The 14,789-nt window shown below is 71.7% G+C and carries 9 protein-coding genes; 2 read left to right on the top strand and 7 right to left on the bottom strand.

The genetic code is table 11. The features are described from left to right. Positions 1-103 precede the first annotated feature (103 nt). The 7 genes from ACW4TU_RS40420 to ACW4TU_RS40390 all read right to left on the bottom strand — a co-directional run bounded on the left by ACW4TU_RS40420 (position 104) and on the right by ACW4TU_RS40390 (position 11,780). Complete coding sequence (locus ACW4TU_RS40420; protein WP_189148603.1) at positions 104-472, bottom strand: nuclear transport factor 2 family protein; 369 nt, start codon at positions 470-472, stop codon at positions 104-106. Between the two features lie 84 nt (positions 473-556). Beyond that, entirely contained in the window at positions 557-1,504 is a 948-nt protein-coding gene (locus tag ACW4TU_RS40415) for a diacylglycerol/lipid kinase family protein (protein WP_457421719.1), read from the bottom strand. 662 nt (positions 1,505-2,166) lie between these two features. Next, the gene (locus ACW4TU_RS40410) at positions 2,167-2,937 is read right to left on the bottom strand and encodes a thioesterase II family protein (protein ID WP_457430564.1); all 771 of its coding nucleotides are present in this window, start codon (positions 2,935-2,937) and stop codon (positions 2,167-2,169) included. Between the two features lie 32 nt (positions 2,938-2,969). Next, the gene (locus ACW4TU_RS40405) at positions 2,970-4,040 is read right to left on the bottom strand and encodes an LLM class flavin-dependent oxidoreductase (RefSeq protein ID WP_457421717.1); all 1,071 of its coding nucleotides are present in this window, start codon (positions 4,038-4,040) and stop codon (positions 2,970-2,972) included. A gap of 10 nt (positions 4,041-4,050) precedes the next feature. Further along, the gene (locus tag ACW4TU_RS40400) at positions 4,051-5,628 is read right to left on the bottom strand and encodes a fatty acid--CoA ligase (RefSeq protein WP_457430562.1); all 1,578 of its coding nucleotides are present in this window, start codon (positions 5,626-5,628) and stop codon (positions 4,051-4,053) included. Positions 5,629-5,717: 89 nt separating this feature from the next. Beyond that, positions 5,718-11,432 carry a type I polyketide synthase gene (locus tag ACW4TU_RS40395; protein WP_457421715.1) on the bottom strand — a complete coding sequence of 1,905 codons (5,715 nt, stop codon included), beginning with the start codon at positions 11,430-11,432 and terminating at the stop codon, positions 5,718-5,720. 39 nt (positions 11,433-11,471) lie between these two features. Further along, positions 11,472-11,780 carry an acyl carrier protein gene (locus ACW4TU_RS40390; RefSeq protein ID WP_457421713.1) on the bottom strand — a complete coding sequence of 103 codons (309 nt, stop codon included), beginning with the start codon at positions 11,778-11,780 and terminating at the stop codon, positions 11,472-11,474. A gap of 184 nt (positions 11,781-11,964) precedes the next feature. Between ACW4TU_RS40390 and ACW4TU_RS40385 the strand changes: the two genes are divergently transcribed. Together ACW4TU_RS40385 and ACW4TU_RS40380 are read left to right on the top strand one after the other, a co-directional pair. Further along, positions 11,965-13,596 (top strand): aldehyde dehydrogenase family protein, encoded by a 1,632-nt coding sequence (locus tag ACW4TU_RS40385; protein ID WP_457430561.1) that lies wholly within the window; start codon positions 11,965-11,967, stop codon positions 13,594-13,596. A gap of 34 nt (positions 13,597-13,630) precedes the next feature. Beyond that, positions 13,631-14,767 (top strand): acyl-CoA dehydrogenase family protein, encoded by a 1,137-nt coding sequence (locus ACW4TU_RS40380; RefSeq protein WP_457421711.1) that lies wholly within the window; start codon positions 13,631-13,633, stop codon positions 14,765-14,767. The last annotated feature ends 22 nt before the right edge of the window (positions 14,768-14,789 follow it).

Below are 14,789 nucleotides of genomic sequence, written 5' to 3'. Positions count from 1 at the left end.
TCGCGTACCGGTGTGTGTGCCTTGTCGGTGCGTTTCCGTACCGGCGGACGGGGACGGCGGGGGCACCGGTCGCCCTCGGTGGTGCCCCCGCCGTCCGCGCGGATCAGGCGGCGGGAACCTTGTCGAGGAAGCCGTAGACGCCCGTGATGCGGCCGTCGTCGCCGGTGACCAGGACGTCGAAGCCGATCGCGATGGGCTCGGCGCCCGGCTCGGTGACCAGGCCCCACTGGAAACGGGCCAGGTTGTGGTGGGTGTCGACCGCGCCGTGCAGCTCGAAGAGGAGTCCCTTGAACTGCTCGCGGGCGCCCGTGAGGACGGCTCCGATGCCCTCGTGGCCCTCGACCGCGGCGAGGGGATCGATGTACGGGGCGGTCGCGGTGAAGAGCTCGGCGATGGCCGCCGCGCGCTTGTCCGCGTCCGCCTCGTTCCAGATGGCGAGGTACTGGGTGACGGTGTTGGTCAGGTCGCTCACGGTGTTCTCCTTGGTTGTCCGTTGCGGGTGGGCCGGCATGCCGTCAGGTCGGTTCGGCGCGCCGGGGATCAGGGGGTCGGGGGGTCAGGCGGGGGCCCAGACGGTGAGCGCCGCGGGCTGGACCTCGAAGGTCGCCGAGGAGCCGATGCCGTGCTGGTACTCGCCGTCGTGCTCCAGGGGCAGGCGCCGGCCGTCGGTGCGCTCGACGGTGATGGTGCGGCCTCGCGCGTACACGGTCGCGGGATGCCCTATGTGGCCGGCGGTCAGCGTCAGTTCCGGCACCTCGGTGGCGGGCAGGCCGCCGCCGATGACACAGACGTCGAGCAGCCCGTCGTCGAGCAGCGACTCGGGCAGGACGAGGAACCGGCCACCGCGGTATCGCCCGCCGCCGACGTTGGCGAGAACGGTCGGGCCCTCGTGCACCACACGGCCGTCGACCGTGACGCGGCCCGGGTAGGGCACGTATCCGGCCGCTGTGTCGGCGAAGGCGCGGGCATACCGTTCCCGGCCGGTCAGCGGCAGGTCCTGGGCCGTGATGAGCGCGTCCGCGATCACGCCCGAGCAGGCGCCGAGGTACACGTACTGCCGGGTCTCCGCGAGGCGGGCCAGGTCCAGCCGGCGCGGCCGGGCGGTGCCGCTCACACCGGAGTCGGTGAGCACCGCCTTGAGCGACTCGGTCCAGGGGCGCTCGCCCCAGAGCATCTTGTAGCCGGAGTTCCCGGTGCCGCCCGGCACCACGGCGAGGGCCGCGCGCTCCGGGGCGCCGGCCAGGCCCTGGATCGCCTCACGGACGGTGCCGTCGCCTCCGATGACCACGATCAGGTCGGGGGTGCGGCCGGGCCGTTCGAGGGCGCGGCGCACGGCGACGGTGGCGTCGCCCGGTGCCGTGGTCAGGTGGACCTCGGCGTCCTCAAGGTGGCCGGCACACAACTCGCTTACTTCTCTGACCAGTTGGGGGCTGTGACTGCCGGAGGCGGGGTTGGCCAGGACGAGGGCGCGAGTGGGGCCGGGTAATGCGGCGCTGTCTGCCATGGCAGGCGAACTCCTCGTTTCGGGGCGGCGCCGGGCGGTTGCGGAACGGGCTCGGACACGAACGGGACAGCGCCCGGACGCGGCCGGACCGACACGGTGACGGCACGGCACTCACGACTTTGGCAGGACGTACTGACGTGCCGCTGACATGCGGCTGACGCTGTTGGGGGGGGGCGGCGCGGTGCCGCTCCCGCAGGGCGCCGGCGCGGGGTGCGGCCCACAGACCACGGTCGTGAGGCGGTGGGCGCAGGATCGGCGCCTCCGGGTGGGCAAGGGGCCGGGCTGCCCACCCGGAGGCGAAGAGCGAGGGCGACCGGCGCGGGCGGGCAGCGAACACCCCGGAGCCCGGAACACCCCGCACACCCCGTCCGGCAGGTCGCACGGCTCGGGCACGGGTCCACCGGCGCTCACCGGACCAGCCAACCGCCAGAGGGCGGACCCACGGACCCGGCTCACCCCGCACCACCACCACGACCCCCGGCGAAGGCCGCACTGGTGGCCAGGTCGCCCGCCACCCGCCCGAAGGCGAAGAGCAAAGGCGACCAGCACGGACGGGGCACGAGACCCCCGGAGCCCGGAAACCCCGTCAGGAAGATCGCACGGGTCCGGGCACGGGCCCAGCGGCGTCCACCGGCCCGGTGGGGATCGCGTCGCGCCGGTGGTCAGTGGGCGGCGGGTGTCTGGACCAGGCGTTGGAGGCGTTGGGCGAAGTGGGTGGTCACGGACGGGGCGTGGCTGTCGATGTAGAAGTGGCCGCCGGGGTACTCGCTGTGACCCAGGTACCCGGCGCTGCGTCCGGCCCAGTGCGTCATGGCGTCCGGGTGCTCCTGGAGCGGGTCGGACCTGCCGCCGTAGGAGGCGAGCGGGCAGCGGACCCCGGCCCCGTCGTCGACGTACTGCGCGGCGACCCTCAGGTCCGCGCGCAGCGCCGGCACGACCAGGGCGAGCATCTCCGGGTTGTCGTAGATCTCGGCGGGGAACGAGCCCAACTTCTTGATCCAGTCGACCATTTCGGGCTCGGGCATCTGGCTCTGCTCCTCCGTCGGCTGGAAGAAACCCTCGGGCGACCAGCCGGACATGCCGACCATGACCGGGGAGGGACCGCCCTCCTCCTCCAGCCGGATGGTCAGCCGGAAGGCCAGCTGGGCCCCGAGGCAGTGCCCGAAGAACGCGAACGGGCGGTCGTCGAGGTCGGCGAGCACGGCGTCGTGGAGGGCGTCGAGCAGCGGGTCCCACTCCTCGTACGTCTCCTCGTCCCGGCGGTTGTGGCGGCCCGGCAGGGTGACGGCCTGGGCGGCGATGTCCGCCGGGAGCAACTTCTCCCAGTCGCGGTAGATGATGGCGCCGCTGCCCGCGTGCGGCAGCATGAACAGCCGTACGGATGCGTCCGGAGAGGGCTCCGCGGGGTGGAACCACTGTCCGGCGCGGGACATGTCCGGGCCGATGGCACTGACACTGGGGCTGGTCACGACTGGACTCCTCCGACGGTGGCGGCAAGGGCGGTGGTCTCGCCGAGTGCGCGCAGCGCGGGGAGCAGCACCTCGGCGATTTCCTTCAACTGCGGTTGCGGGTCGAGCGATCCGACCCGGATGACGAGGTGCCGGGCGCCGGCGCGGACATAGCCGCCGAGCCATTCGGCACAGCTCTCGGCGCTGCCCCAGCCGTAGGCCTGGATGGCCGACATCTGTTCCAGGGTGCGCCCGTAGTAGTGGGTGATGTAGTGCTCCAGCTCGGCCTTGGCCGTGGCGCGGTCGCTGTTGACGGTGAGCGTCGCGTACAGCGCGGGGGTCACCGCGTCCGCGCCCCGGCCCGCTGCCTCGGCGAGTTCGGCGATCCGGCGCCGGGCCCTGCCGTACGCCTCTGCGTCGGGCAGGAACGGCAGCCAGCCGTCGTACCGGGTGGCCACGCGTTCGAGCACCTTCGGAGTGTCACTGCCGGCCAGCCACAGCGGCGGACCGCCCGCCGTGGCGGGTGCGGGCAGCCGGTCGAGTCGCTCGGCCTGCCAGAACCTCCCCTGGAACTCCGTGGGCCGGCCTTCCTCCCCCGCCCGCCACGCCGTGCGCCACAGGGCGGCGATCTCGTCGAGGCGGCCGACGCGTCCGGCGAAGGAGGCGCCGACCGAGGCGAACTCCTCCTCCGTCTCGGGCATCGGGAAGCCGGAGCCGAGGCCGAGGACCAGCCGGTCCGCGGCGACATGGCCGAGGCTCGCGACCATGTTGGCGCCGATCAGCGGATGGCGCAGGGCAGGGGTGAGTGCGGCGGTGCCGACGGTGATCCGCTCGGTGGCGGCGGCAGCGGCGGCGAGGACGACCAGCGGGTCGAGGCGGGGACGGGCGGTCAGTGAATCGCCCGCCCAGAGGGAGTCGAACCCCAGTGTCTCGGCCTCCCGCGCGAACTCCAGGAGCGGGGCTGCCGCGTAGGTCCCGGTGATGGCCTGCTCCCTGGTGGGGAGCAGGACACCGATACGGAGGTGAGGGGTCGACTGCGGATTGCTGGTGGCTGGTCGGGCGGTTGGTCCCGTCGGCCGGCGTGACATGGGGTGCTCCTCAGACAGGGCGGGTCAACTGTTCGCGTACCGCGCGGCGCAGGATCTTTCCGGTGGGGTTGCGGGGCAGCGTGTCCACGAAGTGGTACGCGCCCGGGATCTTGTAGTCGGCGAGGTGGCCGCGCAGCGACATGAGGAGTTCGCGCGGGGTGACGCGGGCGCCGGGCCGCAGGACGACGCAGGCGTGCACGGCCTCGCCCCAGTTCTGGTCCGGTACGCCCACGACGGCGGCGTCCACGACGTCCGGGTGGGCGGCGAGAGCCTTCTCGACCTCGGCCGGGTAGATGTTCTGCCCGGCCACGATGATCGTGTCGTTCATGCGGTCGCACAGGTGGAGATAGCCGTCCTCGTCGAGGTATCCGGCGTCGCCCATGTGCAGCCACTCCCCCACCAGGGTCTGTTCGGTGGCCTCGGGCAGGTTCCAGTACCCGAGCATCAGGGAGGGCGCGCGTACGCAGATCTGGCCGATGCTGCCGGGCGGCAGGCGGTCGCCTTCCGGGCCGATCACCTTGACCTCGTTGCCGGGACAGGGCAGCCCGACCGATTCCAGGACCGGGCTGCCCGGGTGGTGCGCCTCGGGCGGCAGGCACACGGCGACGCTTCCGGTCTCCGTGCTGGCGTAGATCTGCGCGAACTCGCAGGCGAACGTTTCCAGGCACTGCTTCAGCAGCGTCTCGGACATCGGTGCCGCCCCGTACGCGATCTTGCGCAGGGAGGTGAAGGCCTCCGGCCCGGCGCCGCGTTCGGCCGCCATCGCCTGCAGCATGGCGGGTGCGGCGAAGGTGGTCGTGACACCGTAGGTACGGATCAGGCGCACCGCCTCCTGCGGGTCGAACTGCGGCATGACGACACTGGTCCCGCCCGCGTTGAAGGTGTGCATGAACCAGCCGATGCCCGCGATTCCGAAGCCCGGCAGCGAGATGAGGCTGGTGTCGTCGGGCAGCCAGTCGATCCACGCGACACCGTGCTCACGCATGGCCGCCGGCAGGGTGAAGAAGCTGCGGTGGGCGAGTACCGCGCCCTTGGGCAGCCCGGTCGTACCGCTGGTGTAGATCTGCACGACCGCGTCGTCGGGCCCGGAGACCTGCTCCAGGTCGGTGGCCGGCCGGTCCGCGCACCAGCCGCGCAGACCGGTGCCGCGAGCCGGCTCGCCGTCGATGTCCATGCCGTCGATCCGGACCACCGTGTGCAGGGCGGGCAGTTGGGGGCGGACCTTTTCGAGGGTGTCCCAGAACTCGTCGTCGACGAAGACCAGTGACGCGCCCGAGTCGCGCAGGATGTGGTCCACCTCGTCCGGGGTGAGCCGCCAGTTGACCGGGACCAGGACCGCGCCCACCTTGGCGCAGGCGAGGATCACGAGGTAGTAGTTCTCCGACTCGCGGCCCAGGTAGGCGACCCGGTCACCACGGCGCACGTTCTGGGCGCGCAGGGCGTGCGCGGCCCGGTTGCTCGCCCGGTGCAGTTTCGCGTAGGTGAGGACTCGGTCCTCGCAGATGATCGCCGGGTGGTCGGGGCGGCCCCCGGCGTGTGCCCGGGAGGTGTAAGTGAGCGTCCAGTTCGCGTTCGGTGGGTGGGTCATGTCGTCCTCCCCTTCGTGTCCGTCGTGTCCGTCGTGTCCGTGGTGTCCGTGGTGCTTGTCGTGCTTGTTCTGGGGCTCGGCTGCGGCCGTCATGCCGCGGGCGTGGGGCAGAGCCGGCCGTCCAGGAAATCGGTGAGCCTGCGTACGGTCGGGTGATCGAAGGTGAGCGAGGCCGGCAGGGGCAGCCGGAAGACCCGCTCCAGACCGGACTTGACGTTCATCGCCATGAGCGAGTCCAGGCCCAGCGAGACGAACTCGGCCGTCGGGTCCAGTTCGTCGTCGGCCGCCAAATGCAGCGCGGCGGCGACCGTGTCCCGGACCAGGCCGGTGATCAGGGCCGTACGCTCCGGTTTCGGCAGGCCGGTCAGCGCGACGAGGTCGAGGCCTCCGTCGTCCGTCTGCTCACGCCGGGCAAGGCGGTCGTAGAAGTGGTCGCCGGTCGCGTTGCCGGCGACATAGCGGTCCCAGTCGAACTCCCCCACCACCCGCTGGTTGCGGGGCTTCCCCCACAGCCTGGCCAGGGTGTCCAGGGCCCGGGTGGGTGAGAAGAAGTGGACGCCGCTGCGTTCGATCTCCCGGCTGAGGTACTCCTCCAGCCGGGCCGACATGCCGACCCTGGCCCAGGCGCCCCAGTTGACCGAGAGCCCGGGAAGTCCCTGGCGGGTGCGCCATTCGGCGAGGCTGTCGAGCGCGGCGCTGGCCGCGGCGTAGTGCCCCTGGGTCGCGCCGCCCAGGACGGAGGCGATCGACGAGTACGTCACGAAGAACTCCAGCTCCGGGAAGGAGTCCTGGGACGCCTCGTGCAGCAGCCAGCCGCCGTAGGCCTTCGCGCCGAGCTGGGCGTCGATGGACTCCCAGGTGAGCTCGGATATCAGCTTCTTGTCGTAGGACCCGGCCGCGTGCACGATCCCGCCCAGCGGATACGGTCCCGCCGCCACGGCCCGCATCAGCCGGGCCACGTCCCCGGCATCGCTCACATCGGCGCGCAGGAGGGCCAGTTCGGCGTCCTGGGCCAGGTCGGCGAGGACCGCTCCGGCCTCCGCGGTGGGCCGTCCGCTACGGCTGACCAGCGTCAGGTGCCGGGCGCCGAGTGCCACCAGCTTGCGCGCGGTGACCAGTCCGAGTCCGCCGAGACCACCGGTGATCAGGTAGGTGCGGTCGGCCCGTACACCGGCGCCGACGTCGTCGGCGGCCGGTTCGGCCGCGTGCTCGCCGGACAGGTCGACCCAGACCTCAGGTGCCGTTCCGGCGGCGGCCGTGCGCAGGGCCTCGCCCGCCTCGTCGAGGCGGAAGTGCCGGGCGCCGTCGGCCGGTTGTGGCAGCGGAGCGAGAGTCACCGAGGCCGCCGGGACGGTGAGGGTGGAGCGCAGGGCGCCCTCGTGGCGTACGAGGACCTCGTCCCCGGCGGTGAAGCCGGACCGCGCACCGGCCTCGGCGACCGTCCCGGTGGCCAGCGCGCCGAGTACCGGCGGGGGCTCCTCCTCCTCGCGCCCGGCACGGCCGGTGTCCAGGGCGGTGGCGGCGTCGGCCGCCGTCAGGGCGACGGCGTGTACCCGCACCTGGACCTCGTCGCCGCGTGGCGTCAGGTGCCGGGCGGGGACGAGGGCGAGGTCGGAGAGGTCACCGGAGTCGGGGGCCCGCAGCTCGAAGCCGCCGGGCCAGGTGAGCGTGGCGTCGCCGGCCAGCAGCCTGCGTACATGGCGTCCGTCCGGCCGGAAGGCGACCTGGTACTCACCGGGGACCTCGGCGTGCCACTCGTCGGGCAGGGCCGCGAGGCCGGTGCCCGGGGCAACGTCCACGAGCGTCGCCCGGTACTGGGGGTACTCGGTGAGCAGGACCCGCCCGAAGCCCCACAGGGTGGCGGCGGCGAGGTGTGCCCCGTCGCCGGGCGGGTCGCCCGGCAGCCACTGGGCACCCTCCGTGACCAGCCACAGCCGGGGTGGCCGGGAGGGATCGGCGGCGTCCAGCGCGGCCACCAGGGCGAGCAGTTCACGGTAGTTGTCCTCGCACTCGGCGCGCAGCCGGGCCACGGACGCCGGGCCGTCGTGCCGGTGCCAGACACGGCAGATGTCGGTGACCGTCGGGTCGTCCAGGGCGGCCTTCAGATCGGCGGCCTCCGCGATCCGGGTCACCTTGACACCGTGCGAGGGGCCGAGCGTGTCGGTGCCGACGTGGTCCGGGGCGAGCAGGAGGACGTGCCGGGATCCGGCGTCCGGCGCCGTGTCGGCGGGGGCCGGCAGGGCTCGGCGTACCCAGCCCGGGCGGTGCAGGAACTGGCGCCGGCCCAGGCGGCCTTCGGGACGGGCGAGTTCGACGCCGAGGAGTTCGGTGACGGGGCTGCCGTCCTCCAGGAGGAGCAGGTCGGCGACGCGGCGGTCCTGGTCGCTGTGGACGCGGGCGAGGACCCGAAGGCGCTCACCGCGCGGCTTCCTGAAGTGCCGTACGGAGGCGATCGACCTGACCTCGAACACCGGGCCCTCGGGGTCGAGCACGATGGCGGCCTGTACGGCGGCCTCCAGGAGCTCCGGCGGCACATGCTCGACCGAGGTGGCGTCGCGGCCGGTCAGCTCGCCGGTGACCAGGCCGCCCTCATGGCGGGCGGCACGCTGCAGCAGCCGCATGCGCGGCCCGTGCGGGCGGCCGACCGAGGCCAGGTCGGTGTAGATGTCCTCGTCGTCGATCTCCTGCCCCGCGGGCGCCAGAGCGGCGTCCAGTTCCGCCAGCTCGGAGACGGGCACGACCGGTTCGCGTTCGGCGGCGAACCGGGCGGTGGCATGGGTGTCCTCCTCACCGCCGACCAGGGTGAAGACCTCCACGTCGGCTCCACCCCCGGCGCGGGGCCGCAACCGGGTGGTCAGGACCACGGCCGGCTCGGCGGGCACCCGCAGCGGCGACGGCAGGCGTACGTCGTGGATCGCGGACCGGGTGTGTCCCCAGGCCGCGTCCTGGAGAGCGAGCAGCAGGTCGACGTACGCGCCGGCGGGCAGTGTCGTCGTGCCTTCGTCGTCTCCGAGGTCGACGAGCGCCCCCAGGTCCTCGGCGGTGAACTCGGCGGTGAACTCCCGTACCCCGCTGGCGAACCGTTCCTCGGTACCCAGCAGCAGATGGCGGGCGGTGCCGCCCGTCGAGCCGGTCCGCCGGGGACTGACGGAGGGCAGCCAGTACCGCTTGCGCTGGAAGGCGTAGGTGGGCACAACCGTGGTGGCCGGGGTGATCCGGCCCTCGTGGTAGGCCGTCCAGGACACCGGCAGTCCGGCGGCGTAGTACGCGGCGAGCGCGGACAGCGTGGTGTCACCGGCACGGTCGCGACGGCGCAGACTCGCCAGCCACAGGTGGTCCTCGGTGTTCAGGCACCGCTGGGCGAGCGCTGTCAGCGCGGTGGAGGGGCCGATCTCGATCAGGGCGTGCCGGCCGCGCCGGGCCACCGCCCGGATGCCGGCCAGGAACTGCACGGGCTCGCCGATGTGGCGTACCCAGTAGTCGGGGTTGCCGATCTCCGCGAACCGGGCGAGCCTTCCGGTGACGTTGGAGATCAGGCTGATGGCCGGCTCGGTGAAGGTGATGCCGTCGAGGGCGGCGCGGAAGTCGTCGTACACCTCGGCCATGAGCGGGGAGTGGAAGGCGTGCGAGACGGCCAGCCGGTCGACCCTGACACCCCGCTCGCGGAGCTCGGCGGTGACCTGGTCCAGGGCGGCCGTGGCACCCGAGATCACCACCTGGTCGGGGGCGTTGATCCCCGCCAGGGTGAGGTCGGGGTGGTCGGCCAGCAGTGGTTCGACCTCCTCGGCGGGGGCGGCGACGGCGGCCATCCCGCCCTCCGCCCGGACCGCCTGCATCAGCCGGGCGCGGGCCGCGACCAGAGTCACGGCGTCCGAGAGGCCGAACAGACCGGCCACGGCGGCGGCCACGACCTCGCCGATGCTGTGCCCGATGAGCACGTTCGGGCGGATTCCCCAGGACATCCACAGCCGGGCGAGCGCGTACTCCAGGGTGAACAGGGCGGGCTGGGTGTACTCGGTGCGGTGGATGGCGTCCGGGTCGGCGGCGGTGCCGAGCACCAGGTCGCGGACCGAGCGGCCGAGATGGGGGGCGAACAACCGGTCGCACTCGTCGACCTGGTCCCTGAAGAGGGGGAACGCCTCGTAGAGCGCGGCGCCCATGCCGGCGTACTGGGAGCCCTGGCCGCTGAACATGAACGCGGTCTTGCGGATGCCGGAGGGGCCCTCGTGGCCGCCCTCCTCCGCCTGTGCCAGGAGCCGCTCCAGGGCGGCACGGTCGGGCACCGGTCCGGCGATCCGGTACGAGTGGTGGGCGCGGGCGACGTTGCCGGTGTAGGCGAGCCGGTCCACCGCCGCGTCGGGCCGCTCGGCCAGGAACTCCCGGTAGTGCTTGGCCTGTTCACTCAGCGCGGCGGCGCTCTTCGCGGAGAGCGTGAGCATCGGGACGGCTGGCGCCTCGTCGGTGGCGGGTGGTTCGGGGAGGTCCCGCACCGGGGCCTGCTCCAGGACGACCGCGCCGATGGTGCCCGCGAAGCCGAAGCTGTTGACCACCGCGCGCCTGGTACCGGCCGGCCACGGCTCGCAGGCGGTGGGCACGCGGACCGGATACAGGTCCCAGGGGATGCGCCCCGAGGGCGTGTTGAGGTTGAGGTGCGGGTAGACGGTCGCGGACCTGAGCTGAAGCACCGTCTTGATGACTCCGACGATGCCGGACGCCGGCTCCATGTGGCCCAGATTGGTCTTCACCGAGCCGACGAGCAGCGGGGCGTCCTTGGTGTGGGAGGTGGCGAAGGCGTCACCGATGGCGCCGAACTCGATGGGGTCACCGAGCGGGGTGCCGGTTCCGTGCGCCTCCACGTACTGGATGTCCTCGGGCGCGAGGCGGGCCACGGCGAGCGCGCTGCGGATCACCTTCTCCTGGGCCGGTCCGTTGGGCACGGTCAGGCCCGCGCTGTCGCCGTCCTGACCGACGGCGGTGCCCCGGACGAGCGCGAGGACGGTGTCGCCGTCCCGGTCGGCGTCGCTCAGCCGCTTGAGTACGAGGACTCCGCAGCCCTCGGCGCGCGCGTAGCCGTCGGCGGACTCGTCGAAGGTCTTGCACTGTCCGTCGGGGGCCAGCATCTGCGCGTTGGAGAACATGACGGGGATGCGGGGATGGTGCAGGGCGTTGACGCCGCCGCACAGGGCGATGTCGCTCTCGCCGGCGCGCAGTCCCTGTACGGCGAGGTGCAGGGCGACCAGCGAGGACGAGCACGCTGTGTCGACACTCATGCTGGGACCGCGCCAGCCCAGGAAGTAGGAGAGCCGGCCCGACAGCGGGAACATGGTGATGCCGGAGGCGAGATGGCCGTCGAGTTCCTCGTACGGCAGTGAGTCCAGTTCCAGCGCGTAGTCGATGGAACTGGCCCCGACGTACACACCGCCGTTGCCGCGGCGCAGCGGGGTCGGGTCGATGTTCGCGTGTTCCAGCGCCTGCCACGCGGTCTCCAGCAGCATCCGCTGCTGGGGGTCCATGTACTGGGCCTCTTTCGGGGAGATGTTGAAGAAAGAGGCGTCGAACAGGTCTATTCGGTCGAGGAATCCGCCGCCCGACGCGTGGATCTTCCCTTTGTCGTCGGGGCTCTGTGGGGTGAATGCGGCGACATCCCACCGGTCTTCGGGTATCGGGCCGATTCCGCTGCGTCCGTCGCGCAGGAATGCGTCGAACTCGTCGGCCGAGTCGCTGCCGCCCGGGAATCGCAGACCGATTCCGACGATCGCGATCGGCTCGGGGGCCGGGTCCGTCCCGGATTCCGTACGCGGCATGGAGCAACTCCTTCTGTCCTGGGCCTGGTTGATCGGTGTTCAGCGGGAGGAGGGGGTGGCCAGGGCGTCGGCCAGGTGGTCCACGAGGTGCGCGATCGTCGGCTGGTTGAAGAGCACGTTCGCGTTGATGGACAGATCGAGGAGCTGCTCCAGGCTCTGCCTTATCTCGGTCAGCCGCAGTGAGGTGAGGCCGAGATCGAAATAGCTGATGTCGAGGGGGAGGTCCTCCGACTCGTCGATGAGGAGAACGGTCTTGAACCTCCTCAGGACGAGTGTCTCGATTTCCTCGGCGAGTTCGGCCCGCGGCAGCTCGCGCAGCCGGTGCGGCGTCGTGTCGGTGGATGACATGGCTGCCATGCAAACAGCAACGGCTGACGCTCCGCTGACGGCCGGCGGCCGGAGTGCGGCCCTCCTCTGGATCAGTCCGGCGTCAGCCGCGAGTCAGATTTGAGTCAGATTCAGCTGCCACGATCGGATTGCTTCGAAAAGCAGTTGACCGAAAATTCCCCACGGAAGCTCGGAAGGGCTGATGATGCTTCACGGAGCTGGGCAGGAAGAAAGTGTTCCGGCACATTCCGGATTCAGGAGTTACGACCTCTACATCGCGGGCAAGGATGTCGCCGGGGACGGTTGGGTCTACACCGTCAGCGGACGATCCCTGCTGGAAGACGTGTTCACCAGTGTCAGCCTCAAGCGGCAGCTGGAGCAGGACCCCGAGTCCGACGCCGCCCAGCACCCCTATGTCGTGGGCCGCTGTGCGATAGCCGACGACAACTCCATCGACCTGGCCACGCAGGCGGCCGCGGCGGCCGCCTCGGACTGGGCGGCCGTGCCGCTCGAGCGGCGGATGCGGCTGGGTACGCGGTTCAGGGAGGAACTCCTCAAGCACCAGGACGAGTTCCTCGACATGCTGGTCGCCGAGTCGCACCCGGTGAAGCTGGCCCGCTGGGAACTCAGCTGTCTGCTGCAGATCTACGCGCCGGGCAGTCTGCGCTGGTACACGAAGCAGATGCGGGTCGAGAAGGAGTACGCGGGCCGCAAGCTGATCCTGCACCGCCAGCCCGACGGGGTGGTGGCGTTCAACCCGCCGCAGAACGCCCCGCTGCCCAGCGCCGCGCTCGCCGTCCTGGCGCTGATGGCCGGCAACGCCGTCATCGTCAGAGCGCCGCGCAGTATCGCGCTGAGCACCATGTGGCTGCTGCGTGACATCGTGGCTCCGCTGCTGGAGGAGCTGGACGCGCCGCCCGGTGTGCTCAACGCGGTGTGCAGCAATCCGAAGCAGACCATGGACCGCTGGATCGCGGACCCGCTGATCGACGACATCTTCTACATCGGCGGCAGCCAGGAGGGCCTGCGCTTCGAGCAGCAGTGCGTCGCGCACGGCAAGAAGCCCATCCTGGAACTGGCCGGCAACGACGGCATCGTGGTGTGGAAGGACGCCGACATCACCTGGGCCGCCGAGGCCGTCACCGAGTCGTTCTTCGGCTCCGGCCAGATCTGCATGGTGCCCAACTACGTGCTGGTCCACCCCGAGATCGCCGACGCCCTCATCGCCGAGGTGAGGGAGCAGGTCAAGGCGATCCGGCCCGGGCTGCCCGAGGAGGAGGACGTCCTGCTGTCGCCGGTGCGGCGCAGTGAGCGGTTCTTCCGGCTGCTGCGCCAGGCCCTCGACAACGGCGCGACGCTCGTCACCGGCGGGAACCGCACCGAGGTCGACGGTACGCCCTCGGAAACCGGTGTCTTCCTCCAGCCCACCGTTCTCCGGGTGGACGGCCTGGACCGGGCCCGCACCTATGACGTCGTGCGCGAGGAGACCTTCTTCCCGCTCATCCCCGTCATCGTGCCGGAGGCGGACAACGACGACGCGCTGCTGGAGGCGTTCCTCCGGTTCGTCAACTCCAACGAGTACGGGCTGCGCAACTCCCTCTGGTCGCGCTCCGACCACGTCATCGAGACCTTCGTGCGACGGGTCGTCAACGGCGGTCTGCTGAAGGTCAACGACTCGCACATCGGCTTCCTGCCGTATCTGCCCAGCCACGGCGGCACCGGCCGCACCGGCGGCGCCTTCGGCGAGGCCAACTACCCGATGCTCAAGACCTCGCACGTGCAGGGAGTCAGCATCGCCCGCGACATCAGTCCCTACGACGCGGTCTTCGGCGTCTGAACGCCCACCGCTCTGTCCCCACCGGAGGTTTCCCGTGCGTTCCCTCGATGCTGCTCGGGCTGTCTGCGAGCGCTTCCATCCCGGTCTGATCAAGGAACTGAAGGAGATCCCGTACGCCGAGCGGGAGCGGTCGGGCAGCCCGGTGATCGACCTGTTCCGCATCCACGGCGGCGTCGGTCTGCTCATTCCCGCGGAGTACGGCGGCCACGGCGCCACCCCGCTCGAAGCACTGCGGGTACAGCTGGCGCTGGGGGCCGAGTCCCCGTCGCTGGTGGCGGCCGTCTCCATGCACCACTTCACCGCCGCGATGCTCTACTCCCTCGCCGGCAACGCCGGACGGCTCACCGGCGCCCAGACCGATCTGCTGCACCGGATCGTCCCCGAGCAGCAGGTGATGGCCTCCGGCTGGGCCGAAGGCCGTACCGCGCAGAACATCCTCACTCCCGGGGTGACGGCCCGTCCCGTTCAGGGCGGTTACCTGCTGTCCGGCGCGAAGAAGCCGTGCAGTCTGTCGCACTCGATGAGCCTGCTCACGGCGAGCATCGCCATCCACGACGGGGATGCCCCCGAGCTGGCACTCGCCCTGGTCCCGGCCGGCGCGCCCGGGCTGTCGGTCCACCCGTTCTGGGGCAACGACCTGCTGGCGGGCGCGGAGAGCGACGAAGTGCGCCTCGACAACGTCTTCGTACCGACGGACATGGTCGTCAGGGCCGGGGCGGACGACCCGCAGCGCCTGGACGACCTGCAGACGGCCGGGTTCGTCTGGTTCGAGATGCTCATCGCGGCCGGCTACGCGGGCGGTGCCGCGGCACTGGTCGAGCAGGTGCTGGACCGCGAGCGCGGGGGCGTCCGGGAACGGGCCTCGCTCGCCGTCGACCTGGAGGCCGCGCTGGCACTCCTGGAGGGTGTCGCGCGGGCGGTCGGGGCCGAGCCGGGTGACGAGGAGTCGGTGGCGCGTGTCCTGGTCGCGCGCTACGCCGTGCAGAACGCGCTGCCGTCCATCGCCGCCCGGGCGCTGGAGCTGCTCGGCGGACTGGACTTCATCCGCGACTCCGCGCACGCCCAGGCGGCGGCCGCCGTGCGCGCGCTCGCCTTCCATCCGCCGGCCCAGGGTGCCGCCGCCGAGCCGCTGCTGCACTACTTCGGCGGCGGCCCCCTGGTCCTGGCCTGAACACCCGCCCGCCGCCCCGCCG

It is taken from the genome of Streptomyces kryoterrae, from assembly GCF_054072135.1.
Note: the sequence above shows the minus strand (reverse complement) of the source record. Positions and strands in the feature narration are given on the sequence as shown.